A 21,031-nucleotide genomic window follows, 5' to 3' on the forward strand; every position below is an offset into this window, starting at 1 on the left:
TTTCCCGGGCAAGGACTCGCCGCTTTTGCCTGTCGAGGGACGCGACGACTGTGGACACGTGCCCGGCACCGTGCCGGGCACGTGTCCACTGGACGGAGAATCCCATGGCGAAGATCGACATCACCTTCCGCAGCGCCGGTATCCCGCTCGCCGGCCATCTCCATCTTCCCGACATCCCGGCCAAGGGGCCGCGTCCGGCAATCGTCGTCGGACACCCCGGCACCGGCGTGAAGGAGCAGGCCGCCGGCCTCTACGCCCGCCACCTGGCCGAAAGGGGGTTCGTTGCGCTCGCCTACGATGCGGCCTACCAGGGCGAGAGCGGCGGCGAACCTCGCGGCCTGGAGGACCCCGCTCAGCGCGTCGAGGACCTCAAGGCTGCGGTCTCCTTCCTGACCAGCCGCGGCGACGTCAATCCGGACCGCATCGGCGTGCTCGGCATCTGCGCCTCGGGCGGCTACGCTCTCGCGGCCACCGCGGGCGACCGCCGCGTGAAGGCCGTCGCCACCGTCAGCGCCGTCGACGTCGCCCGTCAGTTCCGCCTGGGGGCCGACGGCGCGCAGGACCCTGGCGTGTTCCTCGGCATGCTGGACGCCGCGTCCCACGCCCGCACCGTCGAGGCCCGGGGCGAGGAACCGCCGGTGCTGACCCTCTTCCCCGACACCGCCGAGAAGGCCTATGCGCTCGGCGGCGAGCACGGCGCCGAGGGCTTCGAGTACTACCGCACCGAACGTGGCAGGCACCCCCGCTCAGCGGGCTTCCTCACCTGGAACAGCATCGACAAGATGGCGGCCTTCGACGCCTTCGCGCCGATCTCGCTGATCGGGCGGCGGCCGCTACTCATGATCGTCGGCACCCGCGCCGTCACCTCCTGGATGAGCATCGAAGCCTTCCAGCGCGCCACCGGCCCCAAGGAGATCTACTGGATCGACGGCGCCAGCCACGTCGACCTCTACGACAGGAAGAAGTACGTGGATCTCGCCGTCGAAAGGATCGCCGGGTTCTTCGGCGAGAACCTGGGCCGGGCGGTCTAGACGCATGGCCGGGTTCGCGTGCGGCGGCGGTCCAAGTGCCGGGAGGCCGGGGGCGATACCGATCCAGAACGCACCAGGGTCCCCAGGTGGTCGTCTCACCATGCACGGCATGCCTGCTTCGGCATCGCGATCCCGGTCGCCGCGGTGGACAGGTCGATGCTGCGGCCGCCGTCGTCCGGCAGCGGCAGGGCGCGGCTGGATGATGCCGCGATGCCATGCAGCGGCCGGCGTCCGTCCGTCACGCCGCGGCGATGCTCTTGCCCCGCACCGCGACTCACGTGTGGTGAAGGACGAGGAAGCCCCAGTTTGGAAACTCCAGCCGCAACCGTTGCAGCTCGCGAGAGATGACCTGCTGGACATCCGATGCCGAGCCCACGACTGAGCCCACCAGGCCGGATTGCATGTTCCCGGCCATCACGCGGTCCGTACGCCGCCGCACGTCAAGGCGAGTTGCGCCCAGACCGCGTGCCCGCTGACCGCGTCGCCCCTCACCCCGCACTGTGCGGCGAGCCGCCGCACCCCACGCAGGCCGTGCCCGTGCTCACTGACTTCCTGCCCCGGCCTCCTGGCCTGAACGGCAGGTGTTCCTCCGCCTCCGCGGTCGTAGACGGTGATGCGGGCTTCATGGATTCCGCGCAGCACCTCCATCACGAAGAACCTGCCCGGCAGGCCCGAGCGCGAATACAGCACGGCGTTGGCGGCCAATTCAGCCGTGACCCACTCGGCCTCCTCGGCCGGCGGGGCGGTGTTCGTAGTCGCGGACCAGCCTGCGGTGCACATCACCAAAGTGGAGAAAGGCCTTGCAGCACGGCCCGACCATGCCGCCCGCGAACTACTCGGCGACATCCGCTCTACTCGCCGCGGTCTGGGTCCGTCTCCCGCCTGATCCACTCCAAGTAGTCCCGCGTCCCCTGAGCGATCGGAACCGCGAGGATCTCCGGGACCTCGTACGAGTGCAGTTCGCGCACGCAGGTCGCGAGGTCGTCGAAGCGTTCAGCGGTTGTCCTCATAAGCAACAACCACTCCTCTGCATGCTGGACCTCACCGGCCCACCAGTAGGTAGAGGAGATTGGCGCGACCACCTGAGCACACGCCGCCAGACGTCGAGCAACGATCTCCGAAGAGATCCGGTCAGCCTCGTCCCGACTGCTTGCAGTGACATGCACCTCGATCGCGGAAGCTACTCCGGCCATTCCACCACTCCGTAGACCTCAAGGGCCGCAGCCGTAGCCATCTTGGCATCACGCTTCACGAAGGCGCATGGCGGTGGTCGAAGCGCCCCGGAGAAAGTCGTTGATCTCTCGCTGCTGGGCCGCGTCGAATGCCCTCTTCGGGATGATGACGGCAAACCGCTGGTGCGTGTGGAGCAGCCAGAACTCCCGGGTTTCGCGGATCTTCAGGAATGAGGCCCATGATCTTATGGAGGTGTACAGGGCCGTCTTCACGTGGTAGGCCTCGTTCGTCAGGCGGACCGCCGTGGGAACGCAGAACTGTGGGGCTTGAAGGCGGGCTGTCCGGGCGACCTGCCAGATCGCCGAGGGCCCGCAGAGAAGCCCGCAGGCGAGCAGGAATGTGCCGAATCCGGCATCCCCGCTGGTCACCCTCATGAGTCCCACCGCCGCCAGCACAGGGGTCATCATCCAGATAATGATCAACCGCTGTCGGCCGATGATCGCGCCCATGGCGCGCTTGAACTCGTCTCGGGTCAGCTCGTAGTCGCCGCTGATGTCCATGGGACCATCTTTCCGATCAAGCAACCCCGACGCCATGGGCCCGGCCTCCCTGACGCGCGACGCCCGCAAACGACGCACGCCAGAGTGACCGGCAACGGCACCTGTCGCCCATGTCTTGGAACTGGAGTGTGAACTGGAGTGTCAAGCATGTCTCGGGACAGGACATCGGAATAGCGCCTGCCATAAGAATCAAGGGCGGCGCTCCGCGCCGCCTCGCGGCCCTGCGGCCGCTCGGCGGCCGGGCATGCGGCCTGGGGGCCGGTCCCGGCCGCCGGCAGCTCGGGCCGCCTGCCGTTACGCCACCGCCGGGCACCAAAGCGTTCTGCCGCACAGGGCGCCGGACCGCCATCCGGACCGCAGGTCAGTCCCGGCTGGATTTGAGATAGCCGGTCAGATAGGTCAACGACGCGGCAATGTCCTCACCGAGGCCGTGCGGCCGGCGCAACTCGTCGACGAAGATGGCGATGTCGGCGAGCCGCCACCAGAGAGGATAGAGAGCGAGGCCGGCCGGTGTGACGGTCCGGCCGGTGGCCCGGCTGTAGCGAGCGAGTACGTCGTCCACGTCGCCGTCCGGGTCTTCGCCGAGCATGCGGGCGAGGGCGGGGGTGAGCATCCACAGGTCCCGTTCCGGGGGAGCGATCTGCATGGTGCCCCAGTCGATGAGCCGGAGTCCAGCCGGGGTGCGCATGACGTTGCCGGGGTGCGGTTCGCCGTGCGTGACCACCCACAGCGCCACGGTGTTTCGTACCTGGTCGACCCGCCGGTCGAAGTCGGCGAGCAATCGTTGCACTTGCCCGGCATGGACGGACAGCAGCTTGCGGGCTCGCTCGGCATAAGGCCCGCCGGTCCAATTCCGATCGAGGTCCTGCAGCGCCTCCTCCAGCTTGTCCCGACCGGGCAGCACCAGGTCAGCCCGTGATGCGGTGTCCGCCACGATCGGGGTTGCCTCGTGCAGCTCGGCCAACAGGTCGATTACCTCGACACGGTCCTCGGGCCGGTGCGAGCCGAAGTGCCCGGCGGCGCCCGCCACCATTGGAAACACCGACAGGGCGTACCGCGAGGTTAGGCGCCAGACCGCAGCGTCGGTCGCGGTCGGGATCGGCGCGAGGACGAAGTCGAGTCCCGCGTCCCGGCGCAGTGCCAGGGCGGCACCGAACGACTGGCCGAGCCGGTCGAACGCGCCATCACGAGCAACGTCCTCCACGCCGAGGTCATCGACCTTGACGAACCACGCTGTCCCATGCTGGTCCACCACGGACCAGTGGTAACTGCCTGCGCCCACTGGCAGGTACTCAACCGAGCGGGGCTCAATGCCCCAGCCCTCGGTCAGTGCCATCATTAGCTCGGCCTCTGCCAGACCCGCCGGTCTGTCCCTCATACGCCGGTATCCTGCCTCACTTGCCGCAGGGCTGCAGATCATTTTAGGGAGGGCTCCTGAGGCCTTCTGACGGCAATACGGTTTGCTCTCTCCTCGTCGCTTATGCCTCCGGCGAGGGCCTCGGCTCCACTCCGGTAGCCCGTCCTCCTCGCTGCCCAAGTGTCCCGGCCGTTCCCGCCGAGTCAAGGGCGCCTACGGCGTCGAATGAACAATGCTCATCCGAGCTCTTAATCCGTAGGTTCAGGGTTCGAGTCCCTGGCGCCCCACCACTCCGCACCCCACTGACCTGGGGTTTCTCGGCAAAGATGCACCTTGCCGGAGCGGTTGATCTCGTTTGGCCGCTCGTTGTCCGCTGGCGGGCACCGACCGGGCGCACGGTAGATCGTATAGACGCCCTCCGTGAGGCCAGACCTCACAGACCAGCAACAGAAGACCACAACTTGCTGCGGCGTGGCGTCGGCGGCCATGTCAGCACGGCAACGGCGTGGTGTCAGCGCTTCCGGCGATCGTTGATGCCATGAACAGATCAGCAACCTCTTCCTCACGGTCGCGGGCACTCCCGCCGCGTCCAACAGCGATCGAGCTCCCCGGCGGGCTGACGCAGCCGGTCTTCCCCTGAGAGATGGCGGACTCGCTCACGAACAGCGACCAGGCCGCTCACACCTACAGGCCGTGCACAGCTATTCGGTGTTGCTAGGTACTAGTACTCAGTGTTACTTTGTACCGGTAGCTAGCGACACCAAGTAGCTGAAGGGAGATGTTCCATGGGCAAGCAGCTGACGGAGATGCTCAAAGGAACGCTCGAGGGCATCGTCCTGGCACTTCTGTCCGGCCGGCCCGCATACGGCTACGAGATCACAGCCTGGCTGCGCGACCAGGGCTTCACCGACGTCGCCGAAGGCACCATCTACGCGCTGCTGGTCAGGATCGAGCAGCGCGGATTCGTCGACGTGGAGAAGGTCCGGTCCGAGAAGGGACCGCCCCGCAAGGTCTACTCCCTCAACGCTCAGGGGCGGGAGTACCTCGAAGAGTTCTGGAAGACCTGGAGCTTCCTGGCCGCAAGGCTCGAACAGCTCCGCGAAGGAGGCAAGTAGACATGACCACAGAGTCGAACGAGCCGAAGAGCCGCTACCTGCAGCACCTGGAGATCATCACCGGGCCGCTGGAGGACAAGAAGCGCTGGCGGCAGTACAAGGCCCGCGTCAAGCAACTCCCCGAGAACTACCGCATCGCGGTCGAAGCGCTGGAGCGCTACCTCATGCACTTCGGGCCAGCCGACGGCGCCGGCGCGATGGCGATGTACGGCGACCTGGCCGAGCTGTTCGAACAGAGCGCGGCCGACGGAACCCCGATCCGCGACATCTTCGGCGACGACCCGGTGGAGTTCGCCGAGGCGTTCATGGCCAACTACCCCCTCGGACAGTACCGGGCCCGGGAACGGCATCGGTTCGCCAGTGCCATTGAACGCGCCGCCGGCGAGAACCCCGACAGAGAAGACAGGACTAAGCGATGACGACACAGCAAGCCGCGGCGATCCAGGTGCACGGCCTGGAGAAGTCGTACAAGGAACTCAAGGTGCTGCGCGGCGTTGACTTCACCGTGGCGCGCGGCAGCATCTTCGCCCTGCTCGGCTCCAACGGAGCGGGCAAGACCACCGCCGTGAAGATCCTGTCCACGCTACTCAAGGCCGACGCCGGCACCGTACGCGTGAACGGCTTCGACGTCGCCACCCAGGCCACCGACGTACGCGAGTCGATCAGCCTCACCGGACAGTTCGCCGCCGTCGACGAGATCCTCAGTGGTCGGGAGAACCTGGTGCTGGTCGCCCGGTTGAGGCACCTCAGAAACCCCGGCAAGGTCGCCGACGACCTGCTCGCCGGCTTCTCGTTGACCGACGCGGGCGCCCGGAAGGTGTCGACGTACTCCGGCGGCATGCGCCGCCGCCTCGACATCGCGATGAGCCTCATCGGCAACCCGCCGGTCATCTTCCTGGACGAACCGACCACCGGGCTCGACCCTCAGGCGCGCTTAGAGGTGTGGCAGGCCGTCAAGGAGCTCGCCGAGAACGGCACCACGGTGCTGCTCACTACGCAATACCTGGACGAGGCCGAACACCTCGCCGACCGGATCGCGATTCTGCACGAGGGCCGGATCATCGTCAACGGCACCCTCACCGAGCTCAAGCAGCTCCTCCCGCCCGCCAAGGTCGAGTACGTCGAGAAGCAGCCGACCCTCGAGGACGTCTTCCTCACCCTCGTCGGCGCGAAGGGATAAGGAAACCATGATGAGCAAGCATTTCTTCGGCGATACCACTGTCCTGCTGGGACGCTCCCTGCGCCACATCACCCGCAGCCCCGACACCATCATCACGACCGCGATCATGCCGATCGCCATGATGCTGATGTTCGTCTACGTCTTCGGCGGCGCGATCAACACCGGATCGGGCTCGTCGTACGTGAACTACATGCTGCCCGGCATCCTGCTCATCACGGTCGCCTCGGGCATCGCCTACACCGCGTACCGGCTGTTCATGGACATGAAGGGCGGCATCTTCGAGCGCTTCCAGTCGATGCCGACGGCGCGGTCGTCGGTGCTGTGGGCGCACGTGCTGACCTCGCTGGCCGCCAATCTGGTCTCGCTCGTGGTCGTGATGCTCGTGGCTCTGCTCATGGGCTTTCGCTCGGGGGCGGGCGTGCTGGCCTGGCTGTCGGTCGGCGGAATCCTGATCCTGTTCACCCTGGCGCTGACCTGGATCGCCGTCATCCCCGGCCTGTCGGCCAAGACCATGGAGGGCGCGAGCGCATTCTCCTACCCGCTCATCTTCCTGCCGTTCCTCAGCTCGGCGTTCGTGCCCACCGACACCATGCCCACCGTGGTGCGCGTCTTCGCCGAGAACCAGCCCGTGACCTCCATCGTCAACGCCATCCGCAACCTGTTCGCCGAGCAGCCGGTCGGCAACGACATCTGGATCGCCCTGGCCTGGTGCATCGGCATCCTCGTCGTCTCGTACGTCTTCGCCATGAACACCTACCGCCGCAAGATCTCCTAGCGAGCAGCGCGGTTGCCCTGAAGAGAACAGTGCTTCCTCGACTCGTCTCGCGCCGCCAGTCGGAAGCTTCCAGGGGATTCGCGCGAGATGAGCACCGGGCTGTGAGCGGGACCGATCCCGACCCGTGCGGTCCCCGCTGCTCCATACCCGTGAGAGTGACGGACGGTCTCCACCATGGGCCGGAGCATGTAGCTCGCCGTCCTTCCCTGCCGCACCCTTCAAGCTCACGCAACACGTACTACCGCGAGACTAGGAAAGGTCATGACTGAATCCCTCCACACCGTCACGCCGATGCCCGCCGAACGCCAGTCCGGATGTCCCTTCGACCCGCCCAAGGAACTGGTCGAGGCCCGCGAGCACGGCCCGATCAGCCGCTTCCCCTTCCCCGACGGGCACCAGGGCTGGCTGGTCACCGGCTACGACCTGGTCCGCTCGATCCTGGCCGACCCCCGGTTCAGCTCCCGCAAGGAGTTCATGAGCCACCACCCGACCATCGACTACGGCGACATCGAGGTCCCCCCGGCGCCGCCCGGCGAGTTCCTGCTCATGGACGAGCCGCAGCACAGCCGCTACCGCAAGCCCCTGGTCGGCAGGTTCACCGTACGGCGCATGCGGCTGCTCACCGAGCGCGTCGAGCAGATCACCGCCGAACACCTGAACGCCATGGAGAAGGCCGGCCCGGGCGCCGATCTGGTGACCGCGTTCGCCAAGCCCATCCCGGCCATCGTCATCTGCGAGCTGCTGGGCGTGCCGTACGAGGACCGGGGCCGCTTCCAGGAGAACATCGACAAGTTCCTCGGCGGCGAGGCCAGTGACGAAGAGCTGATCGCCGCCTACCTCGCCACCCAGCAGTACCTCGCCGAGCTGGTGGCCGCCAAGCGCGCCAACCCGACTGACGACGTGCTCACCGACCTGCTCGACAGCGACCTGACCGACGAGGAGCTGCAGGGCGTGGCCCTGATCCTGCTGTCGGCCGGCTTCGACACCACCGCCAACATGCTGGCCCTCGGCACCTTCGCCCTGTTGGAGAACCCGGACCAGCTCGCCGCCCTGCGCGCCGACCGCGCCCTCGTCGATCAGGCCGTGGAAGAGCTGCTGCGGTACCTGTCCGTCGCCAAGCAGTTCTACCGGGTCGCGCTGGAGGACGTTGAACTGGCCGGCCATACCGTCAAGGCGGGCACGACGGTCATCCTGTCCCTCAACACCGCCAACCGCGACCCCGACCGCTTCCCCAACCCCCACACCCTCGACCTGCGCAGGCAGGACGGCGGACACCTCGCCTTCAGCCACGGCATCCACCAGTGCCTGGGCCAGCAGCTCGCCCGCGTCGAGATGCGCGTCGCGCTCCCCGCGCTCCTCAACCGCTTCCCCACCCTGCGCCTGGCCGTACCCGCCGAAGAGGTTCCCCTGCGCCCGGAGATCGCCGACATCTACGGCGTCAAGAGGCTCCCGGTCACCTGGGACGCGTAACCACGAACCGCTTGGCCTGGGGCTACAGCGCCTACCCGGGGCAGGCAGTCGGCCTGGCCACGAACTGAGGCAGGTCAGCGCCCACCGCACCACTACTCTGTGGTACGGCATAGCACTACCCAGTAGCACAGAGTACTAGGGGACGGAAGAGGACCCACTTTGGAAAACCTGACGGAGATGCTGAAGGGCACGCTCGAGGGTTGCGTGCTCGAAATCATCGGTAGCGAGCAGACCTACGGGTACGCCATCACACGTCGGCTGAACGAACTCGGCTTCGCGGACGTCGTCGAGGGGACGGTTTACACCATCCTGCTGCGACTGGAGAAGAACGGGCTCGTCCAGGTGACGAAACGACCGTCCGAACACGGCCCGCCGCGCAAGTTCTACGCGCTCAACGACGCGGGGCGCGAAGAACTCGCGACGTTCTGGGCGAAATGGGAGTACATCACATCGCGGATCGACAAGCTCAAGGAGGGTGGAAGATGAACTTCTGGGAGACCATTACAGGCAGCGATCTCACCAGGGATTGGAAGGCGTTCGAAGCCCGTGCCGAGGCATTGCCGGCCGACTACCGGGCGGCGTGGGAAGAGATCAAGGGTCATCTTTTTCCCTACGGGGACTTCACAGGTCGAAACTTGATGCCGATTCTCGACGGTGCTCTGGGGCTGCTCGAAGAGACGGCGTCCGACGGGCAGAGCATTCACGAGGTGCTGGGTGACGACATCCCGGGCTTTTGCGCGGCACTGGCCGGCGGAGCGGGCGCTCGAAGCTTTCGCGACCGGTGGCGCGAGCAGGTGAACAAGAACGTCGCAAAAAAATTGGGCCGACTAGGAGGCTGACGTGGGCATCCAAGACATCATCGAGGGCAAGAAGCAGTGGCGGGCGCACATGGCCCGCGTCAAGGCGCTCCCGCCGGACTACCAGATCGTCTACAAGGAGATTCAGCGCTACTTCTTCAAGGTCGGACCGGTCGGACTGGCTGACGGGTCCCTGCTCTCGGGGATCGTCGATTTCTTCGAGGAGGGCGTCGGGGCCGGCAAGGGAGTCCTGGAACTCATCGGCAACGACGTCGCCGCCTTCTGCGACGACCTGATCAAGGACTCGCGCACCTACTCCGACATCTATCAGGAGTCCATAAGCGGGAAACCCGGTACGGCCGAGAAGTAACACGTTTCCCCCCAAAAAACACCGGCGGACGCCTTGACCACTGGGATGTCGTTGTCGTGCCACGATTTCGTCCTGTACTGGAAAGTCTCTTGCTGATCATGAGACACATGTGGGTCACATCTGGGTCATTCGGTCACGCCGCCACCTTTCGTGCTTTTCGGGCGGTCTTGCGGGCCCTGGCCAGGACCACCCGTGCGATCGCCTGCGCGGACTGGTGATCCTGCGGGTGCCGATTAATCGTCCGTCCAGGTCAAGCCACATGTTGGTATTCCCTGAGAACGCCACCGAGTCGATCATGTTGGCGGATGTTAAGGCGCGCTATCCGGCTTGGCCACTGCTCGGACCGGGGTGGCGAGTGCATAGGGCGCGGCGGCGCGGGCCGATCCGGCAAGCCGATCCGCTCCCCCTTCGCGACACAAACACCGGGAGACAAAGTCGTATATTCGCGGTCGAATTCAATGGTCAAGGACGTGTGGTTGCTCGGCGGTTGCTCGCGTGTACGGGATACGGCACGGCACACAGCGTCAACACCCGACAGGTTGGTGTGGACAATGGCGGACAGAATGACAGAAGGCGGCGCACCGCGGCACTGGCCGGCATGCGTCAATGGCGCTTTTAATCCGTAGGTTCAGGGTTCGAGTCCCTGGCGCCCCACCACTAACGAACTGGGCAGACTCCCGAATGATGATCGTTCGGAAGCCTGCCCGGTTGCATTTCTGGTTGCAGTTGTGCATTCGTCGGTTCAGTCGTCCCACAGCGCCCGGCCCATTCTCGCCATGGCGTCGCCGGCCAGGTTCTCCGTGACATGGGTGTAGCGCTTCGTCGTGGTGAGCTGGGAGTGCCCGAGGATCACCTGAACCACTCGCATGTCTATCCCCTGCTCCAGGAGGAGGGTGGCCGCCGTGTGCCGGGCGTCGTGGACCCTGGCGTCCTTGTCGACCTCGGCCAGCCGGAGAAGTTCCTTCCACTCCTCCCAGTCCTGCCGCGCCTCAATCGGGCTACCGTCCGGCTCGCACCAGACGAGATCCCGGTCCTGCCACTTCTCCCCCGCCGCCGCACGTTCGGCCTCCTGAGCTTCGCGGTGGAGCTTGAGGAGCGGGATCAACGGCGGAGGAAGCGGCACGACCAGCTTGCTCTTGCCCTTGGGTTTCACGAAGGCCCATCCGCCGACGCGCTGGGGGCATGACGGCGCGTGTTTGGTGCAGTCCGGCGTGCAGAACTTCGGGCACTTGCCGCCGCGCCGATCGCAGGAGGCCGGGCACCGTTGCTTGACGCAGGTGTGCCGCCGCCCCGACTTGCGCTTCGCCTTGGGGCAGTCGGCCGGGCAGGGGTATCGGTGGAGGTCAGCGCCGCAGGCGTGCGGATCTTCACAGCCATGCCGGTAACGCTGATGCTTGATCTGCCAGAAGATCCGAAGCTGTCCCCTCCTCAGGTCCACGTACTTCCACCGCAGACCGAGCGCCTCACATTGCCGAAGACCCAGCGCGAGCGCCACCGACCACCGCGTGCCGTTCCGGCGATCCTTGGCAACGTCGAGGATGTCCCGCGCTTCGTCCTCCGACAGCGGCTCTATCTCGACCTCTTCCCCGTTGGGCGCGTCGATCAGGCCGCATACGTTGCGAGCGATGATCTCCCGCCGTACGGCAAGCTTGATCGCCCGCGACAGGATGCGATGGATCTGCAAGATGGTGTTCGGCCGGAGGTCCTGCTTGTTCAACCAGCCATAGAAGGCGTCCCAAGTGCTCCGGCCGGAGCCGGTCGAGCCGATGGGCACCAAGCCGCGGAATGATCCAATGCTCGACCTTGGGCCGGTAGGTGCTGACGAGCGTTTCCTGACTGACATTCAGCGGCGCGATCTCGTCGAGATAGATCCGCATCCACTCTCTGACGGTGGGCACCTTTCCCGGCTTGTCGATCTTCCCCGAGTCACGCGACTTCTCCAGCTCTTGGACCTTGCGCGTGACCTCCGCTTCAGTCTTGCCGGTGCGGTGCCGACGATCGGGCGTGCCGTCGTCCTTGACGCCCATCGTGACCCAGCCATGCCACTTACCGTCTTTGCCGAAATAGATCGAGGATCGACCGTTCGGCTTACGGGACATCACGCCGCCCTTTCCGGCATCAAGTCGGCGGCGCTGCGCGCCGCCTCGCGGCCCGTCGCCCGCTCGGCGGCCGGGCATGCGGCCTGGGGGCCGGTCCCGGCCGCCGGCAGCTTGGGCCGCCCGCCGTACTCCGCCTGCACATGCCAGCACCGCATCATCGCGACCGGTTCACCGTGCTCGGGTCAAGAGGTACGTTTGCCAGCGATCGTCGAGTTCGCCGATCTTCTTGCGCAGCACGCGCGCATCCCTCGCTTGGAGGACATGGATGACGGCGTCCAGGAACTCGTAAAGCTCCAGAGGATCTGGACAGCAGAGCATCTCCCCGCACGACTGCGCTGGATCGAAGCGGCGATCCCAGGGGTCCCGCAAGAACAACAACCAGGCGCGCAATGCTTCTGCCGCGGTCCCCGGCCAGTAGCGCTCACGCTCCAGATGAGCGACTGCGAAACAACCCCTCCGGGACAAACCGGAGATGACCTCGGGCTGAGCGCCGGTTACCTGCTTGGGGCGCGGAGCACCGGCCCGAACCTGCGCCGGGCGTCTACGCGCCACGGTCCTTTCGCTTGATCGACATGGACACCATCTTGTCACGCACTGGACTCCAGACAAGACCTCGCCTCCGGCGGGGGCGCTCCGGCTCCGGGGTGATCACCAGAGGCATGCTCACCATGCCTGGCCGTAGCTGGCTGAGGTAGGGGCCTGATCACCCCGCCCACCATCGACCCCGGGACAAGCCGAGCAGACCAAGGCCGCCGGGTCCAGGTCGTTCGTCCGGTAGGGCGCTCCACCTGGTCCCGGCGGCCTTGGCCCGCTTCCCCTTCGGGCGGGTCGACGGCAGACGGGGTGATCAGGAAGGCGGAGGTGTGCACGGGCGCGAGGGAGATTCGCCCGCAGCTACCTGCGTAGCCCACAAGCGCAGTTCACCGATGACGCTGGCCAAGCGATCATCGTCAGCCGCCCCAGCCGGCGCCCAGGGCTGAGTCCGCAGCTCACACTCCCCATCGAGATCGGACCACAGCCACTGAAACGAGTCTCTGATCTCAAGCTCACGAGGGTCCGATGCCGCAAACAGTCCCCAGAGATCTTCAACCAGCTTGGGCAGCGGTATCCGGCCCGAGGCGTACAGGTCGAGGTATTCGACCATGCGGCCGATCAGCGCTCGCTGGTAGTCCTCCATGGGGTTACATTCTTGATCGTCGTACAATTAGCGTGCAATTAGACAGGGGAACGAGGGGGTAGCTACGGTCACTCGTGACCGGTCCTATGCGCAGGTCAGCCACCCTACGGCCCGTGATCAATGCAATTCCCAAGCTGACAGCCTGTTCTTTCCCCACAGCCCTTACGATCGCCTTGCTGTGGCTGATCGCTGTACATGGTTGGGGGCGATCGACGGTCCGGGGCTTCGTCCCTCAGCCCCGGCCCAACGGAACGTCGTTGGTTGCACTTCAGGTTGCAGTACGGGACCGTCCCTAGGGGTCCTAGATAGACCGCACAAACCTGCTGACCTGCATTGAACTGTCCTGAACCATGATCGGTTGAGCTTTTAATCCGTAGGTTCAGGGTTCGAGTCCCCGGTGCCCCACCACTCGCACCCGTTCTGACCTGCGATTTCTCGATCGAGACGGCATCGCGGCGAGAAGTTGATCTCGTTTGGTTGCTCGTTGTTTGCTCGCGGGCACGGATCCGGCACACCGTAGATCGTTTAGTAGCCGGATATCGATTCAGACCCACCAGACGACCAAGAGAAGACCACGGCAGAAGACCTGAGCGAGGAGAAGTGGCAGAAGCGGTCACCGACGCCGACCGGCGGGCCCTCCCCCGTTGTTCTGGACCCATGTGAACCCCTACGGCCGATTCGAGCTCGACATTAACAACCAGCTCGACCTGGCCCTCGAGACGGCGGTGTCTGGCCTGCGTCCCGCGCCGGACACGGACGCCGGGCAGCCGACCGCGGACCGTACGGCCGGATCGGCATCATAAGGTGTCGGCGGGGCCGGGGGCCGGAAGCCGTCAGTGTTGAGGCGTTCCCGGCGGTGGGTGGGCGTCATTGGGTTGCTCGCGGACCTGAGAGCTTCACTGTGGGATGCGCGTCACCGCTGTCCGCGCCCAGGCCCGCGAGAAGGCGCAGCCCGTCCTCGGCGGGACTGCCGGCAGCCGCGGACAGCACCAGCAGTTCCATGCCTGATTCGTCCGGCAGTGCGAAGTTCTCCTGGTGTAGTTCCAGCAGTCCGACCAGCGGGTGCCGGTACGCCTTGCGTCCATGTGTGCGGGCGTGCACGTCCGCGCGGGCCCAGAGGCTGCGGAAGCGCTCGCTGCCCATCGCGAGCTCGCCGATGAGCGAGGCCAGGCGGGGTCCTCGGGGTATTTGCCGGCGGCCAGGCGCAGGTGCCCGACCACGTCGAGGGTGCATTGCTCCCAGTCCATGTAAAGGCCGTGCTCGGCCTCCTCAAGGAAGATGTGCCGGGCGGTGTTCAGGCCGGGCATCGGCCGGCCGAAGAGAAGCCCGGCGAGGCGGTTCCCGGCGAGCACGTCCATGCGGTGGTCCATGATCAGCGCGGGTGCCTCGGCGACCAGGTCGAGGACGCGCAGCAGCTCCGGTCGTATCCGCCCGCCCGGCGCCTTCGCGCGCCGGCGGCGCTGCCGGGCGAGCCGGTCAAGGTGCCCGCGTTCGGTCTCGTCGAGGCCGAGGGCGCGGGCGAGCGCGTCGAGGACCTGCTCGGAGGGCTGGGTCGCACGGCCTGCTCCAGGCGTACGTAGTAGTCGACGCTGACTCCGGACAGGTGTGCGACCTCTTCGCGGCGCAGCCCTTTGACCCGACGGCGGTTGTCGGTGGGGATGCCGACGGCCGCCGGGGCGACCCGGGAACGCCGGGTCCGCAGGAAGCCCGCGAGATCGTCCATGCCCCCAGTATGGCCTCGGTGGTGCCGGTGAAGGTGGTCCTGCCATTACCAGGAAGTCCCGTCTGATGGAAGAAGCGTCCCTGAATGCCGGGCGCCGTGGCGCCCAGGATCGAACACAACCGATCCGAAGGAGTTTCCATGAAGACGCTGATCGTCTACGCCCACCCGGAGCCGAAGTCGCTCAACAGCTCGCTGAAGGACCACGCGGTGTGCACATTGGAGACCGCCGGGCACGAGGCACGGGTGACCGATCTGTACGCGATGCACTGGAAGGCGGTCGTGGACGCGGAGGACTTCGGCCCCAACGCATCAAATCCGCTGCACGTCGCCCACGACTCCGGCCGGGCCTTCGACGCCGGGACGCTCACCCCGGACATACTCGCCGAGCAGGAGAAATTGCTGTGGGCCGACACGATCATCATGCAGTTCCCGATGTGGTGGTACACGATGCCCGCGATCCTCAAAGGCTGGGTGGAGCGGGTGTTCACCTTCAACTTCGCGTACGGCGTCGGTGAGCACACCGACGCCAGGTTCGGCGATCGTTTCGGAGAAGGCACCCTCGTGGGCAGGAAGGCTTTGCTGTCGGTGACCACCGGTGCCCCGGAGCCGCATTACGCCCCCCGGGGGGATCCAGGGCCCCATCGATGATCTACTGTTCCCGATTCAGCACGGCATCTTCAGGTATGCGGGCGTCGAGGTGCTGCCGCCGTTCGTGGTGTTCGGTGTCGGCCGAATGACCAGCGAGGACTACCCAGACGTCGCCAAGGCATGGGAGCAGCGCCTGCTCACCCTTGAGTCGACTGAGCCGATCCCGTTCCGCCGCAGAACTTCGGCGATTACGAGATGCCCGCGCTGCATCTGAAGGAGGGACTGGAGCCCGCGGGCCGCACGGGTTTCGGGCTGCACGTGCGCGGCTAACCGCCGACGGTGGACAGGACGAGCTGGGGCGTATCGAATCAGACCCCAGACGACCAAGAGAAGACCATGGCGGAAGACCCCTAGGGGATTGATCCAACGCGAGACCAAAGATCGCTAGATGGAGGCGTCGTACTTCGAGCGGTGAAAACGCGCACGGCGCGTCAACGTTTCGATGAGCCGAGGCGCGTGGTTGTGCTGTCGAATTCCGCGAAGCATCTGCTTAGACTTCGACGACCTGGCCGGACAGCCGATTCACATAGAGGGAACGCGGGACCGATGACAGGCGATCGTGCGGTGGAATACTTCCTTTCTTGCTATCTCAGTGCCCCCGGAGACCTGGCGATCCTGGCGCCCCGACATGATCACGGCGTGGCTCTGTGGCGGCGGTCCGGCGACACGGTTGAGCTGGCCAGATTCTGGGAGGTCGAGCGGGTCAGCGGCCAGAAGCATCACGGCTGGCCGCTGTTCACGGTGGACAGGGCGAGCGCATTCCTCGACGGACTGCTCGCCGACGAGGGGCTGAGCCTGCGCGACATGCGTCACGTCTGGGGGACTCCAGGCCTGCCGGGGCACGCCGACATCGAGGTCCCGGCCGGCTCAGGCGCCTTCCCGGTGCACAGCCTCGCGCATTTGTTCAGCGGACTGCTCATGGACACGAAGCTGTTCAAGAACGAGACGATCATCGCTATGGCGATGGATGGCGCCCCGGACGCGGTTCTCGACACACACAGCCCCACGCATTGGTATGCGGGGGCCGTTTCGGATCGCGGCAGGCTCACCTTCCTGCCGATAGAGTCGCCCGGGCCGCTCTACGCCGCGGCTTCGACGATGTTCGGCATGGAGCCGGGCTCCCTCATGGCGCTCGCTTCGGCGTGCCGTACGGCCATAAGTTTCGACATCGTCGACGCGGTTGCCGCGATCGAACTGTTCGGCGGGCGTAACGCGCCATGGGCTGAAGCGTTCGGGCTCGTCGAAACCCTGATCAGCCGGGCGGAGGCCGAACTGGCCGATGACAATCTCGACGACCGGTTCACCCGCGAGGAAAATCTCCGAAGCGCGGTCATGAAGCATGTCCAGCGGGCCTGCGACCTGATCGCCATCCGCAACGTCGAACGCTTGAGCGCGGCCGGACAGGTGCGCACCCAGGACTGCTACCTCTCCACGAGCGGGGGTTTCGCGCTCAATTGCCCGACCAACACCTTGCTGCTCGATACGTTCGGCTTCCGGGGACTGCTGACCCCGCCCGTCGCCAACGATTCCGGCCAGGCGCTCGGCCTCGGGATGCTCGCCCTGCACGGCATCGGCGCGCTCGACGAGGCTGATTTCTCCGTGACCTCGGGCTACTACGGCGCGCCGCTGAGGGATGTCGACGAGGCCCTGCAGGAGTTCGCCCCCTGGGTCGAGACGGTCACGGACTTCGACGCCGAGCAGTTCGTCGCCGACGTCACCGATTCCGTCATCGTGTGGGTGGACGGATCAGCGGAGATCGGGCCTCGGGCGCTGGGCCATCGGAGCCTGCTCGGCGATCCGCGGTCGATGAGGGTGCGAGACCTGCTCAACAAGTACAAGCAGCGCCAGTGGTGGCGGCCGGTCGCCCCGATCGTGCTGGCGGACCATTCCAGCCAGTGGTTCGAATCGACGAGGCCCTCCCCCTTCATGCTGGAAGCCGTCAAGGTACGCGAAGAGGTGCGTGACCGGGTCCCGGCGATCGTCCACCTGGACGGCTCGGCACGCCACCAGACGTTGACCTCCGAGGTGGACCCGCTCCTGTATCGGGCCATCGACGCGTTCCACGCGCGAACGGGAGTCCCCATTCTGTGCAACACATCGCTCAACGACAAGAATGAGCCCATTGTCGACAACGCCGCCCAGGCTCTGACGTTCTGCGTCAACAAGGGGATAGAGGTCGCCTATCTGGCCGGCCGGAGGGTGGCGCTGCGCCGGCAGAGCGAGGAACTGGTCCCACCGGGTCAGCCACGTCAGCGGGCGGTCCACTATTTCGCGGGGCAGGAGCCCCTCCGCGACGCCATCTGGCGGAAATGGCTGGACCAGGGCTACACCGAAGGCGGCGTCTTCCTGCTGTCCTGGTCGCCAGGACTCAGGCTCACCGCCACGCCGAAGGCCTCCATGATCAACAGGTTGGCCGATCATCACATGGCACGCGACCGGAACTTCGCCAGCCTTGTGCGGACCTTCCGCCGCGACGGCGGCCCCGGTTCCTCCTTCATCGAGGAGCCCGGCGATCTCCCACGGCCCTTCGTCCTCGCGTTCCGCGCCTGAGCCCGCCTCCGGGGCATGACCCGGCGTTCGGGCCGGCCGTCGATCTCCTTGCGCCGCGACCAGTGGCGGGGAGATCGCCGAAGCCGCGGGCATCGCCGTCTCCACGGCCAGGGATGTCAGGGAGCGGCCCCGCCTGGGTCAGGATCTCGTGCCACAGAAGCTGCGCGGCGCCACGCCGACCCGCCCGAGGACAAGCTCTCGCCGAGGATCTCCTCCGTGGAGATCCTCGGCAGGCTCAACCGGGATCCGTCGCTGCGTTTCACCGACACCGGGCGGAGCCTGCTGCGGTTGCTCGACGCCATCCGGATGTGGATGGTCAGTACCGACGGGTGGACCCGGTCGTCAATGGCGCCCCGCCCCACCGCGCGGAGTGCCTCGCGCAGGTCGCCCGCATGTGCGCCGATGTGTGGCTGCACTTCGCGGATGAAGTGGAAGCACAGGGGGCCAAACCGCCTAGGGTCCCCGGCCGGCGAGACGGTGATGATCGTGGTCAACCCGCCTTCTACCGGCCACCTCGCAGGGCGTTCGCATAGCAGTGACCGGCGAGCACGGCCTCAGCCCTGGCCCCGAGATCGAGCTTGTTCAGAATCCGGTAGACGTGGCTGCGCACCGTCGTTTCCCGTATGCGCAGTTTCCGGGCGATGGCGGAATTACTGAGGCCGTCCCCCAGAGCTTGGAAGACCTCGAGCTCACGCCCGGTCAGCATTCGCTCGATGGTGACGATCGGCACCGGCATCAGGCTGATCTGGGTGGCCACCCAGCCGACGAGGACATCGGCGATGGCCGGAGACAGGAAGGCATCGCCCCGGCTCACGCCGAGGACGGCGTCGGCCAGATCCCGGTGGCTGTTGTCACGATCGACGAAACCGCGGACGGCGCAGGTTATGGCCTTGCGGAGCATGGCGGGGTCATCCGGCCGGAGCACCCCCACGACCCCGGCCACGCTGGGCCCGGTGGCGGGGAAGATCTTGGCGATGTCGGGGAGAAGCTGATCCAGGGACTCTCCGCCAGCGACCAGCACGAAAGGGCCGCTGTGCGCCGCAACCTGACGGACCGAGCCGAATTCACTGATGATCTCGACCCGCGCATCACGCTCCAGGATCGACCGCAGCCCGGCACGGAGCAGGGGATCACCGTCGAGGATCGCCAGGCGAGCCGGTGACGTGGGCGCCGAAGGCGGCGATGCCAGATCTCTGTCCCAGACCACGGTGATCGAATCGCTCCTCTGGTGTGGAGTTGGCAGATCATTCTCCGTCGTACGAGGTGACATGGTCCGGGCCGTGCTCAGCGAAGGCGGCGACGGCTCGGCGGTGGTCGGCTGTCCGCATCAGGCGGGCGGCCATCGCCGGCGCCATCTCGTCCGGTCGGGTGACCCCGCCGATGCGGAAGCCGTACAGGATCTCGCGGAAGCCGAAGAACCGGCGGAACATCCTGACCTTGTCCGGGTGGAGCTCCATCCGTTCGGCGATCTCGTCGAGTGACTTGCGGCCGGGCGGGAGATACCCGGCGACGGTGTGCAGGACGGTCATGACCCACCATCCTCGCTCGTGGTCGTGTCGTGTGGAGGGCTGCGTCGTGTAGCCGCGTTGTGTAAGGGCAGCATGGCGAACCGGCCCGGGTCCGTTGAAGGCCACGCGGGCGGTCGTCGACGCGGCCGTCCTGCTATGCCCGAAGGGGTACCCGGGATCTCCTTGTCACGATCGCTTCCCGGCAGCAGCCGTAGGAACACGAAGACGGTCGTCGGTGAGGTAGATCCAGACGCAGCAGCACGACAGATCATCATGCCGCGGCGGCGTAGACCTCACGACTCCGAGACTCGAGGTATGTGATCACCAGCCAGCGCTCTGGCCTGCGCGTGATGGGTTTGCCCTCGTTGCCCGTTACCCCGCATCAAGGTCGGAACGCCATCCGAATACCTTCGCCGCAAATCACGCGGCTGGGCCCGCTACCTCGTCCCGGTGTCTCGGCCCTTAATCTGCCAAGGTGAAGAAACGCCTCAGTTCGGCCGCCACGACCTCCGGACGGCCGGCAGGGTTTCGCTTGCTGGCATCTCCCGACGCATCATGATCGAGCCCAGGGAACTCGATCCGCTCGACGTTAGGAATGATCTTCTCCAGGCCGGACAGTGCAGGCTTGAGGGAGCCGTGCAGCAGCACGATGCCCGGGCCGTGTCCGATGGTGTGGTAGGCGATGCGGGTGCCGTCGTCAGAGGTGACGAAACCTGTGGTGAGTTCTGCCGCCTGGGGCTGTTCATGAGTGGTCATCGCAAGTCCTTCGAGCGCTGTGTGGCCGATGGTGAGATAGTGTCAGTGACACTATATTCTTGGTCGACTAGTTTCACTGTCGATAGCATCGGGACATGACAACTCCTCGTAGCCGCTCACCGCTCGCTCTGACCGTCCTCGCTCTGTTGCAGTACAAACCGTTGCACCCGTACGGCATCCAGCGGCTGATCAAGCAGTGGGGTAAGGACAAGGTGGTCAACGTGGGCCAGCGAACGAGCCTCTACCGGACGATCGACCGCCTCACCGCAGCCGGCCTGATCAAGGTGCGAGAGACAGAGCGCGACCAGGCATATCCGGAGAGGACGGTGTATGAGATCACCGACACGGGACGCACTGTTGCCCGCGAGTGGCTGGTGGACATGCTGGCCACGCTCAAGCAGGAGTTCCCCGAGTTCCCCGCGGCGTTGTCCCACCTGCTGATGCTCGCCCCTCAAGAGATACGCGACGCCCTTGAGCGGCGCGTCAGAACGCTCGACGAAGCGTTGGCCGCACTGGACGGCGACCTGAGCGCCGAAACCCGGCACGGCCTTCCCCGTATCGCCTTGCTCGAGGACGAGTATCTGCGCGTTGTCATGGCTGCTGAATTGCAGTGGCTTCGGTCGGTGGTCGACGATCTGCGTAGCGGCAGCCTGACCTGGTCGGCCGCTGACATGTTGGCCTTTGCTGAGAGCCCCGAGTGAAGATCCTCGGCGGCTGTGCATCTCGAGTCGGCGATCCGCCG

The 21,031-nt window shown here is 66.0% G+C and carries 23 protein-coding genes and 1 pseudogene; 12 read left to right on the top strand and 12 right to left on the bottom strand.

Going from position 1 to position 21,031, the window contains the following annotated elements:
- Nucleotides 1–104 precede the first annotated feature (104 nt).
- A complete protein-coding gene (locus N5079_RS28480; protein ID WP_261587224.1) occupies nucleotides 105–1,031 on the top strand; it encodes an alpha/beta hydrolase in 927 nt (308 codons plus the stop codon).
- Between the two features lie 95 nt (nucleotides 1,032–1,126).
- On the opposite strand, the gene N5079_RS28485 is transcribed toward N5079_RS28480, so the two are convergent.
- The 5 genes from N5079_RS28485 to N5079_RS28505 all read right to left on the bottom strand — a co-directional run bounded on the left by N5079_RS28485 (nucleotide 1,127) and on the right by N5079_RS28505 (nucleotide 4,100).
- Nucleotides 1,127–1,273, bottom strand: coding sequence for a hypothetical protein (locus tag N5079_RS28485; protein WP_261587225.1), 147 nt, complete (start codon nucleotides 1,271–1,273; stop codon nucleotides 1,127–1,129).
- Between the two features lie 172 nt (nucleotides 1,274–1,445).
- Complete coding sequence (locus tag N5079_RS28490) at nucleotides 1,446–1,811, bottom strand: ATP-binding protein (RefSeq protein WP_261587226.1); 366 nt, start codon at nucleotides 1,809–1,811, stop codon at nucleotides 1,446–1,448.
- Nucleotides 1,812–1,882: 71 nt separating this feature from the next.
- Complete coding sequence (gene cutA, locus N5079_RS28495) at nucleotides 1,883–2,224, bottom strand: divalent-cation tolerance protein CutA (RefSeq protein ID WP_261587227.1); 342 nt, start codon at nucleotides 2,222–2,224, stop codon at nucleotides 1,883–1,885.
- Between the two features lie 48 nt (nucleotides 2,225–2,272).
- Nucleotides 2,273–2,764 carry a YcxB family protein gene (locus tag N5079_RS28500; protein ID WP_261587228.1) on the bottom strand — a complete coding sequence of 164 codons (492 nt, stop codon included), beginning with the start codon at nucleotides 2,762–2,764 and terminating at the stop codon, nucleotides 2,273–2,275.
- A 361-nt stretch (nucleotides 2,765–3,125) separates the two neighbouring features.
- Entirely contained in the window at nucleotides 3,126–4,100 is a 975-nt protein-coding gene (locus tag N5079_RS28505) for an aminoglycoside phosphotransferase family protein (protein ID WP_261587229.1), read from the bottom strand.
- An 806-nt stretch (nucleotides 4,101–4,906) separates the two neighbouring features.
- Here N5079_RS28505 and N5079_RS28510 point away from each other — a divergent pair.
- The 8 genes from N5079_RS28510 (at nucleotide 4,907) to N5079_RS28545 (ending at nucleotide 9,828) form a co-directional block, all read left to right on the top strand.
- Nucleotides 4,907–5,236, top strand: coding sequence for a PadR family transcriptional regulator (locus tag N5079_RS28510; RefSeq protein WP_261587230.1), 330 nt, complete (start codon nucleotides 4,907–4,909; stop codon nucleotides 5,234–5,236).
- Between the two features lie 2 nt (nucleotides 5,237–5,238).
- The gene (locus N5079_RS28515; RefSeq protein ID WP_030512086.1) at nucleotides 5,239–5,655 is read left to right on the top strand and encodes a DUF1048 domain-containing protein; all 417 of its coding nucleotides are present in this window, start codon (nucleotides 5,239–5,241) and stop codon (nucleotides 5,653–5,655) included.
- Nucleotides 5,652–6,416, top strand: a complete 765-nt coding sequence (locus N5079_RS28520; RefSeq protein ID WP_261587231.1) for an ABC transporter ATP-binding protein — start codon at nucleotides 5,652–5,654, stop codon at nucleotides 6,414–6,416. The genes N5079_RS28515 and N5079_RS28520 overlap by 4 nt, the downstream gene beginning before the upstream one ends.
- A 10-nt stretch (nucleotides 6,417–6,426) precedes the next feature.
- Nucleotides 6,427–7,191 (top strand): ABC transporter permease, encoded by a 765-nt coding sequence (locus N5079_RS28525; protein WP_261587232.1) that lies wholly within the window; start codon nucleotides 6,427–6,429, stop codon nucleotides 7,189–7,191.
- A 261-nt stretch (nucleotides 7,192–7,452) separates the two neighbouring features.
- Nucleotides 7,453–8,661, top strand: a complete 1,209-nt coding sequence (locus tag N5079_RS28530; RefSeq protein ID WP_261587233.1) for a cytochrome P450 — start codon at nucleotides 7,453–7,455, stop codon at nucleotides 8,659–8,661.
- Between the two features lie 159 nt (nucleotides 8,662–8,820).
- The gene (locus N5079_RS28535) at nucleotides 8,821–9,147 is read left to right on the top strand and encodes a PadR family transcriptional regulator (protein WP_261587234.1); all 327 of its coding nucleotides are present in this window, start codon (nucleotides 8,821–8,823) and stop codon (nucleotides 9,145–9,147) included.
- The gene (locus tag N5079_RS28540; RefSeq protein WP_261587235.1) at nucleotides 9,144–9,500 is read left to right on the top strand and encodes a DUF1048 domain-containing protein; all 357 of its coding nucleotides are present in this window, start codon (nucleotides 9,144–9,146) and stop codon (nucleotides 9,498–9,500) included. The genes N5079_RS28535 and N5079_RS28540 overlap by 4 nt, the downstream gene beginning before the upstream one ends.
- A 1-nt stretch (nucleotide 9,501) precedes the next feature.
- Nucleotides 9,502–9,828, top strand: coding sequence for a DUF1048 domain-containing protein (locus N5079_RS28545; RefSeq protein WP_261587236.1), 327 nt, complete (start codon nucleotides 9,502–9,504; stop codon nucleotides 9,826–9,828).
- A gap of 742 nt (nucleotides 9,829–10,570) precedes the next feature.
- Here the strand turns inward: N5079_RS28545 and N5079_RS28550 are convergent.
- The 4 genes and pseudogenes from N5079_RS28550 to N5079_RS35665 form a co-directional block, all read right to left on the bottom strand.
- Nucleotides 10,571–11,602, bottom strand: coding sequence for a tyrosine-type recombinase/integrase (locus tag N5079_RS28550; protein WP_261587263.1), 1,032 nt, complete (start codon nucleotides 11,600–11,602; stop codon nucleotides 10,571–10,573).
- Between the two features lie 324 nt (nucleotides 11,603–11,926).
- The gene (locus N5079_RS28555) at nucleotides 11,927–12,085 is read right to left on the bottom strand and encodes a hypothetical protein (protein WP_261587237.1); all 159 of its coding nucleotides are present in this window, start codon (nucleotides 12,083–12,085) and stop codon (nucleotides 11,927–11,929) included.
- Nucleotides 12,086–12,774: 689 nt separating this feature from the next.
- A complete protein-coding gene (locus N5079_RS28560; RefSeq protein WP_261587238.1) occupies nucleotides 12,775–13,104 on the bottom strand; it encodes a hypothetical protein in 330 nt (109 codons plus the stop codon).
- Between the two features lie 867 nt (nucleotides 13,105–13,971).
- Nucleotides 13,972–14,873: pseudogene (locus N5079_RS35665) on the bottom strand (XRE family transcriptional regulator).
- 92 nt (nucleotides 14,874–14,965) lie between these two features.
- On the opposite strand from N5079_RS35665, the gene N5079_RS28580 reads away from it, so the two are divergent.
- Entirely contained in the window at nucleotides 14,966–15,475 is a 510-nt protein-coding gene (locus N5079_RS28580; RefSeq protein ID WP_315967894.1) for an NAD(P)H-dependent oxidoreductase, read from the top strand.
- A gap of 546 nt (nucleotides 15,476–16,021) precedes the next feature.
- Complete coding sequence (locus N5079_RS28585; RefSeq protein WP_261587241.1) at nucleotides 16,022–18,025, top strand: carbamoyltransferase C-terminal domain-containing protein; 2,004 nt, start codon at nucleotides 16,022–16,024, stop codon at nucleotides 18,023–18,025.
- 502 nt (nucleotides 18,026–18,527) lie between these two features.
- Here the strand turns inward: N5079_RS28585 and N5079_RS28590 are convergent.
- The 3 genes from N5079_RS28590 to N5079_RS28600 all read right to left on the bottom strand — a co-directional run bounded on the left by N5079_RS28590 (nucleotide 18,528) and on the right by N5079_RS28600 (nucleotide 20,289).
- On the bottom strand, nucleotides 18,528–19,232 hold the full coding sequence (locus tag N5079_RS28590; RefSeq protein ID WP_261587242.1) for a response regulator transcription factor: 705 nt from the start codon (nucleotides 19,230–19,232) through the stop codon (nucleotides 18,528–18,530).
- A 37-nt stretch (nucleotides 19,233–19,269) separates the two neighbouring features.
- Nucleotides 19,270–19,554, bottom strand: a complete 285-nt coding sequence (locus N5079_RS28595) for a hypothetical protein (RefSeq protein ID WP_261587243.1) — start codon at nucleotides 19,552–19,554, stop codon at nucleotides 19,270–19,272.
- 441 nt (nucleotides 19,555–19,995) lie between these two features.
- Nucleotides 19,996–20,289 (bottom strand): hypothetical protein, encoded by a 294-nt coding sequence (locus tag N5079_RS28600; RefSeq protein WP_261587244.1) that lies wholly within the window; start codon nucleotides 20,287–20,289, stop codon nucleotides 19,996–19,998.
- A gap of 95 nt (nucleotides 20,290–20,384) precedes the next feature.
- Here N5079_RS28600 and N5079_RS28605 point away from each other — a divergent pair, with 95 nt between their 5' ends.
- Nucleotides 20,385–20,990 carry a PadR family transcriptional regulator gene (locus N5079_RS28605; RefSeq protein WP_261587245.1) on the top strand — a complete coding sequence of 202 codons (606 nt, stop codon included), beginning with the start codon at nucleotides 20,385–20,387 and terminating at the stop codon, nucleotides 20,988–20,990.
- Nucleotides 20,991–21,031 lie beyond the last annotated feature (41 nt).

This window comes from Planotetraspora sp. A-T 1434, from assembly GCF_025420585.1.
Taxonomy (GTDB): domain Bacteria; phylum Actinomycetota; class Actinomycetes; order Streptosporangiales; family Streptosporangiaceae; genus JAOEGB01.